The organism is Wolbachia endosymbiont (group B) of Hofmannophila pseudospretella (assembly GCF_964028515.1).
In the GTDB taxonomy this organism is placed as follows: Bacteria; Pseudomonadota; Alphaproteobacteria; order Rickettsiales; family Anaplasmataceae; genus Wolbachia.
In genome coordinates, this window is sequence record NZ_OZ034788.1 from 512,930 (window position 1) to 530,022 (window position 17,093).

At 33.6% G+C, this 17,093-nt stretch carries 13 protein-coding genes and 1 tRNA gene; 3 read left to right on the forward strand and 11 right to left on the reverse strand.

The features are described from left to right. Positions 1-4 precede the first annotated feature (4 nt). The 8 genes from ABWU24_RS02425 to rpmE all read right to left on the reverse strand — a co-directional run bounded on the left by ABWU24_RS02425 (position 5) and on the right by rpmE (position 9,721). Positions 5-1,771, reverse strand: a complete 1,767-nt coding sequence (locus ABWU24_RS02425) for a pentapeptide repeat-containing protein (RefSeq protein ID WP_341815432.1) — start codon at positions 1,769-1,771, stop codon at positions 5-7. After that, positions 1,755-2,789 carry an ankyrin repeat domain-containing protein gene (locus ABWU24_RS02430; RefSeq protein WP_341815433.1) on the reverse strand — a complete coding sequence of 345 codons (1,035 nt, stop codon included), beginning with the start codon at positions 2,787-2,789 and terminating at the stop codon, positions 1,755-1,757. The genes ABWU24_RS02425 and ABWU24_RS02430 overlap by 17 nt, the downstream gene beginning before the upstream one ends. 193 nt (positions 2,790-2,982) lie before the next feature. After that, positions 2,983-3,988, reverse strand: a protein-coding gene (locus tag ABWU24_RS02435; RefSeq protein ID WP_353274215.1) for an IS630 family transposase whose coding sequence is annotated in 2 segments (ribosomal slippage) — positions 2,983-3,477 and positions 3,479-3,988 — 1,005 coding nt in all. Because the reading frame shifts where the segments join, the coding sequence is not laid out codon by codon here. Positions 3,989-4,571: 583 nt separating this feature from the next. Then, entirely contained in the window at positions 4,572-5,459 is an 888-nt protein-coding gene (locus ABWU24_RS02440; RefSeq protein WP_341815434.1) for an aspartate carbamoyltransferase catalytic subunit, read from the reverse strand. A gap of 80 nt (positions 5,460-5,539) precedes the next feature. After that, entirely contained in the window at positions 5,540-6,556 is a 1,017-nt protein-coding gene (locus tag ABWU24_RS02445) for an extracellular solute-binding protein (protein WP_341815435.1), read from the reverse strand. Between the two features lie 89 nt (positions 6,557-6,645). Next, positions 6,646-8,610, reverse strand: coding sequence for a hypothetical protein (locus tag ABWU24_RS02450; RefSeq protein WP_341815436.1), 1,965 nt, complete (start codon positions 8,608-8,610; stop codon positions 6,646-6,648). Positions 8,611-8,701: 91 nt separating this feature from the next. Then, a complete protein-coding gene (locus ABWU24_RS02455; RefSeq protein ID WP_341815437.1) occupies positions 8,702-9,487 on the reverse strand; it encodes an NAD kinase in 786 nt (261 codons plus the stop codon). Between the two features lie 21 nt (positions 9,488-9,508). Further along, the gene (gene rpmE / locus ABWU24_RS02460; RefSeq protein ID WP_006013575.1) at positions 9,509-9,721 is read right to left on the reverse strand and encodes a 50S ribosomal protein L31; all 213 of its coding nucleotides are present in this window, start codon (positions 9,719-9,721) and stop codon (positions 9,509-9,511) included. Positions 9,722-9,846: 125 nt separating this feature from the next. Between rpmE and fabD the strand changes: the two genes are divergently transcribed. Next, the gene (gene fabD, locus ABWU24_RS02465; protein WP_341816066.1) at positions 9,847-10,815 is read left to right on the forward strand and encodes an ACP S-malonyltransferase; all 969 of its coding nucleotides are present in this window, start codon (positions 9,847-9,849) and stop codon (positions 10,813-10,815) included. Between the two features lie 13 nt (positions 10,816-10,828). Beyond that, on the forward strand, positions 10,829-11,623 hold the full coding sequence (locus tag ABWU24_RS02470) for a hypothetical protein (RefSeq protein ID WP_353274383.1): 795 nt from the start codon (positions 10,829-10,831) through the stop codon (positions 11,621-11,623). A gap of 14 nt (positions 11,624-11,637) precedes the next feature. On the opposite strand, the gene gpmI is transcribed toward ABWU24_RS02470, so the two are convergent. Next, entirely contained in the window at positions 11,638-13,134 is a 1,497-nt protein-coding gene (gpmI, locus tag ABWU24_RS02475; protein WP_341815440.1) for a 2,3-bisphosphoglycerate-independent phosphoglycerate mutase, read from the reverse strand. Between the two features lie 195 nt (positions 13,135-13,329). On the opposite strand from gpmI, the gene ABWU24_RS02480 reads away from it, so the two are divergent. Further along, on the forward strand, positions 13,330-14,064 hold the full coding sequence (locus ABWU24_RS02480; protein ID WP_341815441.1) for a hypothetical protein: 735 nt from the start codon (positions 13,330-13,332) through the stop codon (positions 14,062-14,064). Between the two features lie 85 nt (positions 14,065-14,149). On the opposite strand, the gene ABWU24_RS02485 is transcribed toward ABWU24_RS02480, so the two are convergent. Together ABWU24_RS02485 and alaS are read right to left on the reverse strand one after the other, a co-directional pair. Continuing rightward, a tRNA-Asn gene (locus ABWU24_RS02485) sits at positions 14,150-14,221 on the reverse strand. Positions 14,222-14,432: 211 nt separating this feature from the next. Continuing rightward, entirely contained in the window at positions 14,433-17,015 is a 2,583-nt protein-coding gene (alaS, locus tag ABWU24_RS02490) for an alanine--tRNA ligase (RefSeq protein ID WP_135352698.1), read from the reverse strand. Positions 17,016-17,093: the final 78 nt, after the last annotated feature.

Genomic DNA, 17,093 nt, shown 5'->3' on the forward strand with positions numbered 1-17,093 from the left:
TTTTTTAAGACTTTATATTTTTTGAGTCAAAGTTTAAAAGGCTAGAGCCTTCTAAATTAGAATTTGATAAATTGGCATCAACAAGAGAGGAATTATCAAAAATAGTATAACGTAAATCAGCTTTTTCAAGATTTGCCTTATTCAAATTAACGTTTACAAACTTTGCTCTGCTTAATATTGAATTAGAAAAAATAGCATTTTCTAAATTCATATCTTTAAACTCAAAGTAAGAATAATTTACATCAAATTTTTCACCCTGCGATATTTTCTCTTGCAGATCTTTAATTGAAGTTATAGCACTCTCTAGACCTGTAATTTTGCTCTGTCCCTGATTGTCAATCATAATTGAATTATCAAATTTGCAATCTGTTAAATAAGTATCAGCAATTGAACTTTTATATATGCTTGAAGAGAGGAAAGAGACATCACTCACTGTTGAATTACTCAAATTGCTAAGAAAAAAACTAGTCTTTCTAAAGGCATTGTCATAAAACACGGAGGATTTGAAATCACTTTCAATAAAGTTTGAATTAGTGACTTTTGACTTAGACCAGCTCGAATTATCAGCTAATAATTTGAAGAATATTGAATTTTCTATCTCACTCGAATCCATATTATGGTGGGAAAGAGTACTATTATAAATTTGAGAGTCTTTAATTTTTGTCTTATAAATTGAAGTTCTAGAAAGATCTGAATCTTCTATTTTTGCAGAGGTAAACAATGAATGATCAAAGAACGAACCACTCATGTCAGAATTCACAACTTTAGTATTATGAAACTTTCCATGACAAATGTTAGCGTTATAGGTATTAACTTTATACAATTCACTAAAACTAAAATCAATATTAGATAAATCAGCATCCTGAAGGTCTGCTTCGAAAACATATGCATGTTTTATCTTGGAACCATTTAGTATAGATTTAATGAAGTTTGAATTATTCCCTTTCACATAGGAAATTTGTGAATTGATTAAATTGGCTTTTTCGAAATTACTATCAACTATAATGGAAGAGTTAAGAGAAGCGCTTGAAAGATTGCTACCTGTAAAATCCGATTTTTTTATTTCTGCGCCATATATGTTAGCATTTTTTAGTGAAGAAAATTGTATCTTGAGCTTGTGTGCATCCACTCCAAAGAAACTTGCATTGTCGAAATTATTCTTCTGCATAACAGTATCGTTTATTTCACTATCACTAAAATTTATGTAGCTGGCACTTGAGTGTGATAAATTGGAGAAATTCATTTTTACATTCAAGAATTTTGCATGCAAACCAATTATATTACGCATACTTACTTTGTTGAGATTAGAATTGATAAAATCAGCATAACTGATATTAGACTGATCAAATATGATATCTGTTAAACTTGTAGAAGCAAATTTTGAAAAACTTAAATTTGTGCCTTTTATTTTAACGCCATGTAAATTAGCATTGGAAAAATTAGCACCACGCAAATCAACATCGATAAAAGACACATCTGATAAATCGGTGTTAGAAAAATCGGCACCAATTAAACTTACTCCATCAAAAATAGATTTGCTTAAATACAATTGACTAAAATTAGCACCATTTAAATTAGGACCAAAACCTTTCTTAAAATCTTGTGGTATGCCTGCTTTGTTGCACTGTACTAAAAATTTAGCAAAATCTTTTGTATTGTAAGATACGTATTTTACATCGTGCAGAGCACTTAAAAAATCATTGATTGCATCATCTCCATAGCATAAATGACCAACTAAAATTAATATCAAAAGTCTAATTATCTTTTGCATCGCAGGTACTTTCTTTTGTTTTTATAGCAAAGTTATACATCTCTGAGTCTTCTTCATTGTTTATTTCTTTATCCTCTAAAAGGTATGGCATCATTTCAGCAATTGCATTTATTATATCGATCTGCTTTTTCTCAATTGCTATGTCAATAGGGGACTTAAAATTATTATCAACTACTCTAGGATCAGCACCTTGTAATAAGAGAAAGCGAACTGTGTCTATTTGACCTTGTTTCACTGCATAAATTAGAGGAGTATCACCCAATTTATTTCTAAATCTTAGTATTTCTTGAATTGTTAATCCAATTTTTTCTAGCTTATTTATTACTCCTCTTAGACAAATTAAGTTGCCCTTCTTGATGCAGTAAAAAAATTGCTTACTGTAATCATCAGTAAATATAGTTTTAGGAAGGTGCTCATTTAGGCTATCATATTGTCTTTTATATATAGACTTGCTTTTATGGTTCCATTCTTTTTTTATTTCTTTGTTTAGCTTTGTCCATTTTTCGCTTTCTTCATTTTCTTTGTTCACAGGTGTTATATTGTCAGGCTGTTCTTCTTTCTTTTTCTCTGTTAATTGGCTTGTTGAAGGTTCGGTGTCTTTTTTGCTAATCTCCTCTTCAGGCTGTAGGTTTGTTTGATTATTGTGACTGATTTTCTTCTCTTCAGGTTCTTCTTTTTTTTCTTCTGATAAAGGACTTGTTAGAGCTTTGGTATCTTTTATATTAGTCCCCTCTTCAGGCTGTAGGTTTGTTTGTATATTTTCATTACTTGAAGCTACTTCTTCATTGATTACATTTTGGGTTGTGCTTTCTTTTGGCTCGCTGGAAGGTATTTCGACTACATTTGTTGAGTCTGTGCTTTCTTTTAGTTCGCTCAGAAGCGGAGAAGTTTTTTCAGCATCAGTATCGCTTTTCGATACGTTTTCTTGATTTATATTTTCTTCAGGTTGCTCTATAGCAAACAGGTTAGATAATAAAAATATAGCAACTAATAGTATGAAATATAAGGTATTCTTCATAAATATTATGATTAATTAAAATGATACTATAATCAAATGATTAATCTACAGTAAAAAATGCCTTAAGGTTTTATTTATAAAAAACATTTGTATTACCTTTTCTATACGAGTGTAATTTTGCAAAGACTGAATATCAAAGTTTTCCCCATTCATTTAGGTTTTACCTTAAATTGTCATTTGATACCAAAATCCATTACTGACCGAACAAATAAGAAACATTACAAACTCGTTTAATAGTAGTACTGGAAATATTGACAATAAAATTACACAAAACATCTTCAAGTAAACCTATGGTATCGTAGATACTATTGCGTAAAGTATTGTATTTGATATATTGCCACAACCTTTCAACAGGATTCAGTTCCGGTGAATAAGGAGGCAAGTATATGATGGTAATGTTTTCCTGAATTTTCAAACTTTTTGATCTATGCCAACTTGCACAATCCATTACAAGAAAGGCTTCTTTCGTGCCTAAATCTTTCGACATCTGCTCCAGAAATATATTCATACAATCAGTGTTTACATATGGAGCAAGTAGGCTAATTTTCTTACCACTTCTTGGATTTACCGCACTGTAGATATAGAAATTTTGTCTACCAATTTTCATTTTAACCTGTGTTCTGACCCCTTTTTTAAACCATCCGTGTCCGATTTTTGAATGAGTTCCAAATCGTGATTCATCAAAAAAATACCTCCTTTTCAGGGTGGGAATTGACTATTTTATTGAAGTATTTTTTAAACTCTTCTTGCTTGTTTTTATCTTGTTTATGGTGAATTGGCCTCGGTGTTATGTAAGAAAACTTCATCCTTTGTATCTCACGGTGCACTGTTGATTTGCTAATGTTTAGGCCAAATTCCTCTGAGATTTTTATTTGCACTTCCTTAATAGTAATATTTGGATTTCTTTCTACCCATATTTCAATTTGCTCACGTTGATTTTTGTTTAATTTGCTTTTTCTTCGCCGCTGAGACGGGGAAAATAATCTTTCTACTCTACCAAATTTTAGATGCTTTATCCATTCAGTCAAAGCAGTCCTTGAAATTTTACATATTCTTGCCACAGCGCTTATACTACTTTCTTTTCCTGCTATCACCGCTTGTAACTTTTTTGAAACATATGCGTTATTTCTGACCTTTTTTAACATTTCTTTCGCCAAATTTACAACTTTTTCGTCTAATAGTTTTGACCTTAATGCCATTTATACCTCTCTATTTTATCTACTTTAGTATCACTTCTTTCCCATTATTGTCTATCTGTTCTTTATATAGTGGGAATTGGTATGAGTAGTTGACACTGGCTTTTTTCTGGATTCCAGCGTCACGCGCTGGAATTACACCTTCATAATGTTATTCCATTTCTCTTGTCATCCCAGTACTTGATACTGGGATCCAGAGGACTGACCAGGTAATAAGAACTGGTCACGCGCTGGAATGATAAAGGAGGAAGTGCTGGTTTGAAATTAAATTTTCTGGACTTTAGTGTCACGCATTGACCCTATAGTTTTCTTTTCTCGTCTACCTGATTCTCTCACTCTGCTGAACGGATATAAATTACTTGACACATTTTGTAGTTTGATTATTATTAGTGAAAATGAGGGTATTTTAGAGCTCGAAATTCACCTTATTCAAGTCTGCAGACTTTTCAACTAATCTCTCAATAAAAAAATATAGCACAGTCTACTTCAGTGCATACTTAATTTCTGTCATGAGGTGTGTTATATTTTTCTAAATCGTTTTTTATAGGAGGGTCATTATGTCTAAAATTCCTTAAAATTAATTAATTTAAACATTTATTAAATAGTGCAGTACTGCCTTACGCGTTGCTAATCCAAACTTTACTTGTTGTAAAATGACACAATCTGCTACATCATTGCTAATCTCAATACCTCTGTTTATTGGTCCTGGGTGCATAACAATTGCATCGGGTTTTGCATGCGATAGTTTTTGTGCATCAAGTCCATACAAATGAAAATATTCTTTTTCTGAAGAATTATTATTCATGCGCTCTTTCTGCAACCTCAAGAGCATAATTACATCAGCATTCTTTATACCTTCAGTTAATGAATAATGAAGTGAATCTACTTCAGAAAAATGCTTACACATCAAAGCTGGTGGTGCAATTAAGCTTATTTTTGCTCCAAACATTTTTAGCAATCTTATATTTGATCTTGCAACTCTACTGTGCAAAATATCTCCACATATCACAATTTTGAGGTTTTTTATTTGCTTTTTATAATTGATAATTACAAGATAATCTGCAAGAGCTTGAGTTGGATGTTCACTGCTTCCATCGCCTGCGTTGATTAGCGAGCAGTTAACATACTTTGTCAGTGTATTAATGATACCACTACTTTTATGCCTGGTTATTATAGAGTCAGGGTTCATTGCATTTAGTGTTTTTATCATATCTTTTAGATCTTCCCCTTTGTTAATAGAAGAAGATTTTATTGGTAAAGTTATAACATTTGCTCCAAGGCTTTTTGCTGCTATTTCAAAAGATGCGAGCGTACGTGTTGAATCTTCAAAGAATAGGTTTATGACTATTTTATTTTTCAGAACATGACTATTTTCAACTTTTTCTTCAAGGTATTGGTTGGCTAATTTAGTTATATTTTCTACATCACCGATTGTGAGGTCTGAGATATTTAATAAATTCCTTCTCTTGTCCATAGCTCCTTTTTTGAGCTTATTCTACTTTCTTAATTTCAATTACACAACTGTAAAGTAAAGTAGAAGGAAGCTATAAAATTTTATTTCCACTTACATTCATCTGCTATCATAACAGCCTCAAAGAGGTGCTTTTCAAGCTCACTTATAGGTAGATCATTTTGTGGATAATTCCCCCAAGATTTTAATACATCAGAAGTTTCAATACCTTCAACAATGGGATATTCTTGATTTTTTTTAGCATATAATTCTTGAGCTTTTTTACTTACAAAAAATTCCAATAAAGCTATAGCATTTTCTCTATTTTTTGCGTTTTTTGTTACTGCTGCACCACTAAGATTCACCATTACACCATCATTAGGAAAGAAAGCTCCTAACTTTTCTGTGATATTCTTTTTATTTTCTGATGAAAGGATTCTTGCAAAGTAGTAGCTGTTTACTATTGCAACATTGCCTTCACCAGCGGCTACAGCATAAATTTGATCTGTATCACCACCGCTTGGTTTTCTTGCCATGTTGCTTACAATTCCACTCACCCATTCTTTTGTTTTTTCAAAACCATTTTTTGCAATCATAAAAGCGATCAATGATCGATTATATGGACTTGTGGAAGAGCGTACTAATATTTTCCCTTTCCATTTTTCATCCGCTAAATCTTCATAAGTACTTAATTCCTTAGGATCTACTGATTCTTTATTATAAACCAATATTCTAGCTCTTTTTGTTAGACCAAACCAATAATCTTCATTATCTCTAAATTTTGCAGGTATGGAATTTTTTAGAGTCTCTGAATCCACTCGAGATAAGAGCCCTCTTTTTTTCGCTAAAATCAAATTTACCGCATCTGCAGTTAAAAACAAATCAGCTTCACCACCATTTTCCATGCGTGAAAGCAATTGAGAATAATCGTCAATGATATAACGTACCTTGATACCGGTATTTTTTGTAAATTCATCAAATAAACTATGTACTAATTCTTCTTTACGTGATGAATAAACGTTTACTACTTGTGAATCATCAGTTCCGCTATTTTTATATAGAAAATTAACGACTATCAATATAAATGCCGCTAAAGGTATAAATACTAAAGCTTTTTTCATAAACAAACCCCTTTAGCTTAAGGTACTCAAATAGCGAGGCCTTAGCAAGTATAAAAATTCCAATCAATGGACATTGTAGGAGATTTATTTCATTCACTTATACTATAGATAGCATCCTTACAATTGTGAGATTGAACTACAACCTGCTCAAGCGTTAAACTGCTGCGTTTAGCGTCTTTGCTATGATTTTCTCCAAGAACGTTTGTTCTTTCTTGTTTTATTTCCTCAATGAATTTCTCGTTAATATTTTGGGGATCAATCGTTTCTTCAGAATATACAAGATTAGTGCAATTTGTTTTTCTATAGTAATGCACGCCAAGATACACAGCTAGTAATGCAAATATACCTAAGCCTATAAGTGGTAATAATCTTATATTATTGGTCAAAGGGTTTTGGTAAAATGTTTGTATATTATTAACACCACCTTCTGCATAAAGAAATGAAGGGAGCGCTATATTTGCAGCAACTACACCAGTTAATAATGCAGTAAATAGTGGCCTATTATTAATTACGGACTCTATTTTATTAGTTTTACTGATTACTTTTTCATCAATATTGACGAAGCCTTTTTTAGATTCCCAAGCATTAAGCACAAAATTTGAATGAGTGCCGTTGCTATACTTCAGCCTTACAGACTTTATAACTTTACCTTCTGGCTGGTGTCTAAAAACATTGTCTAAAACTTCATCTGCATTTTTTCCTTGAGTTTGATATTCTTTGGTATTTACAAACTGTTTTATTCCAAGCAGCATTGGGCTAATTGCAAACAATGAAGCAACTGCAATAATCGGTACGACGGTATAGAGTGGACTGTTTGTAAAGAACGTAATAAATTTTGCTTTATCTTGTAAATATACTAAAGCTGTAGATGTGCTAAGCACGATAGCGGCCGCACCAAAAATTACAACGCCTTTCTGCTGCATGGCGTACTGCGCTTTGGGCCAGAATCTGTTTTTTTGCAGTTTAAATTTGTTATCTGTATCAGATTTACTATCTGAGATAAAAGAATTTTCAGAGCCATCTGTCTTATATGATGGTGGAGAAGTTAAATATGTACTGCTACTCAATTTTCTGTTTAACTGTGATGATGAGTTATTGGGATTGGGGACATCAAAATTATCATCTGAACTATTTTCTATAGTTGTATAAATAGTACTTTCTGAATTAAGTTTATTCGATTTAATCCATTCTTTTACTTCATCTAAATAATCACCACCCGCTGCTTTGTCTGTTGTTTGTTCACCAGATACATTAATCCCCTTTAATGTGATATTTTTTAATTCTTTTTCACTGACATCAACTTCCGCTATTTTTTGATCTATATTTTCTAAGAGGCTATTCATATCTTTTTCTAGTAATTCCTGTATGTTTCTACAAAAGTCATCAGCAGGATTAGTGTTCCGAATATTACCATCAACTAACATTACTTTTTGCGGTAACATATCTTTGTCTTTTTTATATGCTTTTAAAAGATATAAAACACATAGGTGTTTTCCGATTTGTGGATCTTGAGGCTTATCAATTGTTTTTTGATCTCCAATTCGTGAAGTTTGACGCTTAGTTATTCCTTTAAATACTTTGATGATTTGTGTCTGCTCTTCTGTTAAATCTAAATGATTTTTTACTATATATTCTATTGCTTTGGGGTATGTAGGTGATACAACGGCAACTTCTACTCCGCTTGAAAGTGCAGATTCTAATACAGACTTTAACTTTTCTTTATTTTTAATTCCTGAGTTTTGTAAAAATTCTTTTATTTTTTCGTCAGTTAATGCATTTTCTTTGCCTGAACCATAATCACTATAATTTTTGGATGCAAATTGATTGCAAATGGGACTCTCGACAATTGTTTGATTAAAATCAAATATTAATAGTGCGCTATTGCTTGCGAGTATATTTGAGATAATTTTCTCTACTTTTTCAGGTGGTAATGGATTTTTGCCATTTTGTTTTGAAGTGCTTGTTCCGGGAGTTGGTATTGGTGAAGTTGCTGCACCATTTTCATTAACTGCTGTATGAGAAAGCGGTGTGACGTTCTTTTCATTCCCAGGCATATTTGCTCCAAAATTAATTACAATGTTACATTAATTACTCTGTATTTACTAAGATATGGTAAATACTAATTTAAAGATAAATATGAAGAATTTAGTATAAAAATTGCTTATCAAAAATCCTCTCGTCTAATGAGCAATCTTTATCAAAAAGCAGAGTGACTGTGTTTTCGTGATCTTTCTGCATTTTTATCTGCGATATATCAGGAAATTCCTTGTAATCTGATACTACAAGTGCTGGACGATTTTCCACGTCGTTGATATCAATTTGCACTATTGTATCATTTGAGATTAGCGCTCCATTCCAACGCCTTGGGTAGTAGCTATTAATGGAAGTCAGTGCAAATAAATTTGAATTAAGTGGTAAGATTGGCCCGCCGGCAGAGAAGTTATATGCAGTGCTGCCTGTGGGAGTAGACAATATTATGCCATCCCCTCTGAATTTTTCTACTTTTAGCTTATCATTAATGGTAATATTCATCTCTACTATTTGATTTGCATTTCTAAAGACATACACTTCATTTACTGCTATGTAATGGTGTTTTTTGCCACTTATGTCTGTGGCTTCCATTTTTAGTAAAGTTAGCTGAGTAGGGACTGCATGTTCTATATGATCAATTGGATCTTTAAAACATTTATTCATTAAAAACCCGACGTTGCCGGTATTTATTCCATACACATGTGTATCTTTATTTCCTATGACGTAGTCGTGCAGGGTGCGTAGCATAAAACCATCACCACCAACAACTATCAGCAAATCAACTTCAGGCTTACTTGCTTCTGCTATATTGATAAAATTAAGCTCCTGTAGTAGTTTAGATACTTCCTGAGACTTGGGTAGTGAAGAAGCAATATAGCCTACATTTTTATATTTATACATGTTAAATAAAGAGGGGAGGAACTAAAAAAGACTCCCGTATTTATCATTAAATTTAGCTATTTTACTATCCTTCTCCCCTGAACCGCTTGTCAAACTTCCAGTCCATGCAGGATGAGTAAGAGGATCTCTATCAAGCTTTATTCTTTGACCTTCTTTTCCATAAGTGGAATAAGTTTCAAACTCTTGACCATCTGTCATAACTATAGTAACTTTGTGATAATCGATTTCTGCCATTGTTCTTACAAATTTCTTACCAGCTAAGATTTTAGTGAATCTGGTTCATTTGGTCAATCATTATTGTGAAATATTGACAAAAAATAAATAAAGTAGTATTCTCAATGAAGAATGAAAAAATTTTTATGATTTTTGCTTTTCCTGGTCAGGGCTCCCAATTTGTAGGAATGGGAAAGAGCTTATATGATGAATTTTCAGTTGCAAGGAACGTATTTGATGAAGTAGATGACATATTGGGTAGAAAGCTGTCTCATTTGATTTTCAATGGTCCTATTGAGAAATTAACCATCACGGAAAACGCTCAGCCAGCTATAATGGCAGTGTCAATTGCAACGCTACGTGTTATGAAGCACGTATTTGGTGAATCTCTTTACAGCGTTCAGTATGTTTGTGGGCATTCAGTTGGCGAGTATACAGCGCTTTGTGCTGCAGGGGCATTGACGCTTGAGTCTGCAGTTAAATTACTAAAAGTTCGTAGCGAAGCAATGCATGAAGCCTCGCTGAAATGCAAAGGTGGAATGGTTGCTCTACTTGGAGCAGAAATAAGTGAAGTAGAAGGTATATTAAAATCAGCTCAAATTGATTGTGAAATTGCAAACCATAATGGTGGTGGGCAGGTAGTGGTGAGTGGTACTGCAGAAGCTCTTGAGGTGTTACCTGATTTGTTTAAAAATTCGAGTGTGAAGAAAATGATTAGATTACAAGTTAGTGGGCCTTTTCACTCATCTTTTATGAAACCCGCTGATGAAAAACTTCTGGAATTTTTAAAAAGCATCAACATAACTCGCCCTTCGATTCCTTTTGTATCAAACGTTACAGCTAAGAAAGAAAGTGATCCAGAGGTCATAAGAGCTTTGCTCGCTAAGCAAGTCGTAAGCAGAGTGAGGTGGAGAGAAATGATTTTACATATGACAAGCCGTGGCACTAATAAATTCGTTGAAATTGGGCCTAATAAAGTTCTATCCAATTTAGTTAAAAGAATTGACCAATCTATCAATACAAAAAGCATAGGTAGTATTGATGATATTGATGGCTTCTTTAATGAATCATTAATGTTGACAGCAAAAAATTTTAAAATAAAAGCTTATAACTAACATAAAGTAAAATTTGGGCTATTTTTTTGCTTTGATTATTGATGGCAGCGGAATGTCAAACATCGACACTAAAGAATATGATCTGGCGCTAGGTGATACTACAGTTAAACTTTTTATTAAAAGTAGCGATACAAGTGGAATCAATTTTATCAATGTGCATCAAAATGAAGTAACTTCAAAAGAAGCTGGTGAGAATATAATCGAGGAGTTTGGTGGAAGAATGCTGTACATTACTCATGGTGATGGTACTCCGCGCAATGTAGAATTTTACTTAAATAGTGAGCGGTATGAATTCGATCCCAATCGCATGTTTGATGATGTAGGTGCAGAAGCTAGCTTAAGAGAGTTTGGCAATTTTTCAGAAGATGCTTTGAGAATTACTAGAAACTTTGCAGAAAAAATTTTAGACTTTTTGCTTCCTGGTCAAGATCATGTTATTGCTCTGCACAATAATCACAACTCTCCCAGCTACTCATTCAAAAGCTATTTTTCTCCACCACTTTCTCATGATGTGCTAAAGATTTATCCAGAGGTATGTCCAGAAAATGGAACGGGTGAATTTTTTTACACGACAGATGAGGGCTGGTTTAATGCTTTAAAACAGAAGGAAATTTTTAATATAGTATTGCAAAATAACAAAGCAGTCGAAGACGATGGTTCTTTATCTGTGTATGCTAGCAAAAATCATATTCAATACTCTAATGTAGAAGCACAACATGGCCATTTGGAGCAGCAAATAGATATGCTATCTGCTATGCACAGTGTTTTATTTCCTAATGCAAATCAGCCCTTATTTATAGATTTATAGTAATATAAAGCGCACTACACAATTAATGAACTACCTGTCATTTCATTTGGCTTTTTGAGTCCAAGTAGCTGTAAAATAGTAGGTGCAATATCAGATAATTTTCCATCTCTCAGTTTTAAATTTTCACAAGATATAATAAATGGAACTTTATTTAGAGTGTGCGCTGTGTGAGGTGTGTTATTTTCTTCATCGAACATACATTCCACATTACCATGGTCTGCTGTAACAATGAGTGCAGTATTACCCACTTCTTTGACAACGCTGAGTACTTTTGCAAGGCAATCATCTACAGCGAGCACAGCTTGCTCGGCCGCTTTTATATTACCTGTGTGTCCCACCATATCAGGGTTAGCGTAGTTTACAACTATCAGCGCAAATTCTTGAGAATAAATTTTTTTTACAAGCTCTTCTGTGAGCTCAAAGGCTGACATTTCAGGCTGCAGGTCATAAGTTTTAACTTTTGGTGAAGGAATGAGTATTCTTTCTTCACCAGAAAAAGGTTCTTCTCTTCCACAATTGAAGAAGAAAGTCACATGAGCATATTTCTCAGTTTCAGCAATGCGCAGTTGCCGTAGTTTATTGTCTTCTATTATCTGTCCCAAAGTGTTGGCAAAAGATTCAGGAGGAAAGAGATAAGGGATTTTTAAGTCCGCTTTATATTGCATCATACTTAAAATTGAAGAGAATTTTGCCACTTCAGTATAGCCTGCTTTACCAAGACAAATACTTGCCAATTGTATCATTCGATCAGCACGAAAGTTAGCCAATAGCAATCCATCTTCTGGTTTTATACCTTGATAATCTCCTATTATTGCGGGCCTGATAAATTCATCGGTTATATTATTTTGATAATTTTCATCAATGAGCGATACTGCATCATCATAACGAGGCGCCTTTGCAAATGCGATGGCTTTATAAGCTTCAATTGTTCTTTCCCACCTATTATCACGGTCCATAGCATAATAACGCCCAGAGATAGTGGAGATTCTTATATCATTTTCCTTTATGCTTTCTGTAAATTCTTGAATGCATCTTTTCCCTGAATTTGGCAGTGTGTCTCTGCCATCTAAAAATGCGTGTATTACAACTTTAATTCCGCGCTGTGATATTTTGTTTGCTAAAGATGAAATGTGCTTTTGATGCGAATGAACACCGCCATCTGATATCAATCCCATTATATGGCATATGCCATTCTTACTTTTTAGATCATTAATAAAATTCTGTAGATTTGCATTATTTTCTATCGTTTCGATTTCTTGATTAATACGCTGAAGGCTTTGCATTACCACTCTACCACTGCCAATATTCATATGGCCAACTTCTGAATTGCCTATTTGGCCTTCTGGTAATCCAACATCAGTTCCACAGGCGGATAAACTGCATTTTGGATAATGAGAGCGAATATATTGCCAACAGGGTGGGTTTGCGTTGCTAATAGCATTGTATTTACTATTTTCTATTCCATTACCCCAGCCATCTAGTATACATAAAACGACTGATTTAAAGTTCATATAAAAGTTAACATCGAAACCCTCAATGGTACCAAAAACAAACTCTTCTCACAACTTTTGTGTTAAAATAAGAGATAGAAAAAGCTGCTTGGAGGCAATGGTATATGAAGTTTTTCATAAAATATTTTATTAAAGTGATTGACAGTTGCTGAAGTGTTTACTAAAACACTTGCATAGCTTTAATAGTGAGGTTAAATGAGCTCTAGCCAATATGTAAAGGATAATACTTTAGCAACATCAGGTTCTATAATTAATGTTTATAGATTAGTAAACTTTTTAAAAAGCAATACAAACATTACAAAGCTTATTTTACGATGTTCAAAAATTAATTATGAGGTTATAAAAGAATTAGCTCAGCTTTCTCATCTTACTTCACTTGATCTAAGTTGCAGTTATGTTGGTACAGAAGGTGCAAAGGTTTTAGCAAGCGGAAATCTTACAAATCTTACTTCACTTGATTTAGGAGGAAACGAAATTGGTGATGAAGGTACAGAGGCTTTAGCAAGCGGGAATTTTCCAAGCCTTGGTGAGCTTAAATTATACGATAATAAAATTGGCGATAGAGGTGCGAAAGCTTTAGCGAGTGGAAATCTTACAAATCTTACTTTACTTAGTTTAGGATTTAATGAAATCAGTGACAAAGGTGCGGAAGCTTTAGCGAGTGGAAATCTTACAAATCTTATTACACTTAAAGTATATGATAACAGCATTAATTACAGAGGTGCACAAACTTTGACGAGTGGAAATTTGGTACGTCTTACTTCGCTTATTTTTAATTATTGCAGTATTGATAGCACGTTGCCTAAAAATTTTCTACCTGAATTAAGAAGGCAATGTAATAAAAGAAAAATAGTAGAGGAGCCAGATAGCAAGCTAAGTGAGGTGCAGGCATCTTTGCATTTTGATAGTAAAGGCTTTAAACCTATATAACTTCTCACGTTTTGTCTGTTTAAGAGACAAAAAAGGTAGTGAATTTTGGGCTAAAAGTGAAATGTACAGATTGTATAAAATAGTGCTCCCCGGGCCGGATTCGAACCAGCGACCAATTGGTTAACAGCCAACTGCTCTACCACTGAGCTACCGAGGAATAAACTGTTTTCAATTTATCATATTGAACGTAGATTGTAAATGATTTTTATGTGGACTTTAAACCTAGATATCATTCCAGAGCATGGAGCTGTAATCCAGTTTTTATTACCTGATATGCTCATTTGACAGTTAAGTCTTTTCTACCCCTATTTGCATAATACCTTGACGATTCTGTTCACGTTTAAAAGATACCGAGGTAGTAGGGTGTATTAATTTTTGCAAGCTGTTATTTTGCTATGGATTGCTGTAATGGCATCATCTATTTTATTGTTATCACAACCTGTTTGGGCAAGTTCGGCATTTCCACCGCAATCCCTTCTGGTTACAGTAGATACTAGCTCTTTTGCATTGATCTTATTAGTTAAATCTTTACTTACTTTGACAATCAAAACTGTTTTATCCTTTTCTGTTACCATGAAGGCTATTACAGTTTTCGGTTTTTGTTGCTGTAGAGCAAATTCCCTTATTATACTTCCTGGAACGTTATTGAAAGTGTGGCTTGCGAAATTTATTCCATTTATTTCGGTACTTTTTACAGTTTCTACACTGATAAGCTTTTTATAAAGATTTTTTATTTTGACTTCAAATTCTTTGCGCTCCTGGCTTACAATACTGAGTCGACTTATTATTTCATTTACTGGTGCTTTTACGCATTCTGCAACTTTTTTTAAGCTAATTTCATTATTGCGTGCATAATTAATTGCTTCTTGACCGGTTAAAGCTTCGATTCTTCTTACTCCAGATGCAACGGAACATTCTGCTACTATCTTAAACAAACCAATTTCTCCAGTACGCTCCACGTGTGTACCGCCACATAATTCTTTTGAATCTCCAATTTTTACAACCCTAACCTTATCACCATATTTTTCACCAAATAAGGCCATGGCTCCTTCATCTATTGCCTGATCCATACCTTGAATTTTTGTAGATGTAGAAAGATTTTCTCTAATTAGAGAATTTACCATATCTTCTACCCAAAATAGCTGATCCTGAGTTACTGGCGTGTTATGACTGAAGTCAAATCTTAGCCTATTCGGTGCGACTAGAGAACCTTTTTGAGTAACATGATCACCCAAAATTTTTCTGAGTGCAAAGTGTAGAAGATGTGTAGCTGAATGATTTCTTCTTAAGTCTTGTCTTCTTTTCTTGTCAATACTAGCTGTAACTGTATCACCTTTACGAACTGAATCAGATTCAACTATACATCTGTGTAAATATAGGTCGTTAATCTTGTTGGTATTTTCAACTATTACCATACTTCCATCAGATTTGATAAAATTTCCAATATCTCCCACTTGTCCACCTGACTCTCCATAAAAAGGTGTTTTATCAAGTATAATAGTTATCTTTTCTCCTTCTTTTGCAGAATCAATTACTTCATTTTTAGGGGAAATTATTGCGAGTACTGTTGCATCCTTTACTTCATCACGTTCATAACCAACAAATTCCGTTTTGCCAAACTGATCGATTAAATTAAACCATACTTGTTCAACAGACTTTTCACCAGAGCCAGTCCAATTAGCACGTGCTCTTTCTTTTTGCTCTTTCATTGCATTATCAAAACCTTTTTGGTCAAAATTTATTTTCCTTTCTTTCAAAATATCAAGTGTGATATCCAAAGGAAATCCATAAGTGTCATATAGTTTGAATGCTGATTCTCCAGATAGAGTGTCACCTGATTTTAAATCTGCAGTGAATTTGTCCAAGAGATTAATGCCTTTCATTAAAGTGTCTTTAAAGTTTTCTTCCTCTGATTTTAACGTTGTTTCTATTAAGCTTTTAGCTCTGATTAGCTCTGGATAAGCATCTCCCATATAAGCCAAACTTGTGCCATCTATGAGTGCAGGAAAAACAAGGTTCAATAGAGAATCATTATATCCAAGTAGGTGGATATAACGTACTGCTCTCCTGATCAATCTGCGTAGTACATAATTTCTTCCTTCATTTCCAGGAAGCACTCCTTCTGCGATGAGAAATGCAGCTGCACGAAGGTGATCTGCGATAATCTTATGAGCTACTTTATTTTCCGTATTTCCACAGTACTCTTGCGATTTACTTACCAGAGCAGAAAATAGGTCAATATCATAGTTATCATGAATGTTCTGCATAACAGCTGCTATTCTTTCAAGGCCCATTCCGGTATCGATGCATTTTTTTGGTAATTTTTGTAAATTACCTTCTTCATCTTTATTAAATTCCATGAAGACCAGGTTCCAAATTTCAACAATTCTGTCGTCTTCATGCAAATCCTGATTTGCATGATCGTAAAAGATTTCAGAACATGGGCCACATGGACCAGTATTGCCCATGCTCCAAAAGTTATCATCTGTTGTAATTCTTATGATTTTATCATCTGAAAGGCCACTTATCTTACGCCAAATTTCATATGCTTCATCATCAGTGTGGTAAACAGTTATGGATAGTCTGTTTTTATCAAGAGACAATTCTTCAGTAATAAATTTCCACGCAAATTCTATAGCAGTTTCTTTAAAGTAATCACCAAAGCTAAAATTTCCGAGCATTTCAAAAAATGTGTGATGCCGAGATGTATAGCCAACATTTTCAAGATCATTGTGTTTACCACCTGCTCTGAGACACTTTTGACTTGAGACGGCACGTTTCATTTCAGTTTTTTGCGTGCCGGTAAAGATGTTTTTGAACTGTACCATACCAGCATTTGTAAACATGAGTGTTGGGTCATGCTCTGGAATCAAAGGAGAAGAAGGAACTTGCTCATGATTATTATTTACAAAAAATTTTATAAATCTTTCTCTAATTTCGTTTAGCTTCATCGTTTTTACTGAGGTTATCTATGGATAATAAGTTGTAACAGAAGTAAAATCAATTTATCAATCTAGATATTAATATAT

Bases quoted from the DNA above. Each gene is read 5' to 3' on its own strand.
- ABWU24_RS02425 (WP_341815432.1), bottom strand. From the start codon at position 1,771: ATGCAAAAGATAATTAGACTTTTGATATTAATTTTAGTTGGTCATTTA.
- ABWU24_RS02430 (WP_341815433.1), bottom strand. From the start codon at position 2,789: ATGAAGAATACCTTATATTTCATACTATTAGTTGCTATATTTTTATTA.
- ABWU24_RS02440 (WP_341815434.1), bottom strand. From the start codon at position 5,459: ATGGACAAGAGAAGGAATTTATTAAATATCTCAGACCTCACAATCGGT.
- ABWU24_RS02445 (WP_341815435.1), bottom strand. From the start codon at position 6,556: ATGAAAAAAGCTTTAGTATTTATACCTTTAGCGGCATTTATATTGATA.
- ABWU24_RS02450 (WP_341815436.1), bottom strand. From the start codon at position 8,610: ATGCCTGGGAATGAAAAGAACGTCACACCGCTTTCTCATACAGCAGTT.
- ABWU24_RS02455 (WP_341815437.1), bottom strand. From the start codon at position 9,487: ATGTATAAATATAAAAATGTAGGCTATATTGCTTCTTCACTACCCAAG.
- rpmE (WP_006013575.1), bottom strand. From the start codon at position 9,721: ATGGCAGAAATCGATTATCACAAAGTTACTATAGTTATGACAGATGGT.
- fabD (WP_341816066.1), top strand. From the start codon at position 9,847: ATGATTTTTGCTTTTCCTGGTCAGGGCTCCCAATTTGTAGGAATGGGA.
- gpmI (WP_341815440.1), bottom strand. From the start codon at position 13,134: ATGAACTTTAAATCAGTCGTTTTATGTATACTAGATGGCTGGGGTAAT.
- ABWU24_RS02480 (WP_341815441.1), top strand. From the start codon at position 13,330: ATGAGCTCTAGCCAATATGTAAAGGATAATACTTTAGCAACATCAGGT.
- alaS (WP_135352698.1), bottom strand. From the start codon at position 17,015: ATGAAGCTAAACGAAATTAGAGAAAGATTTATAAAATTTTTTGTAAAT.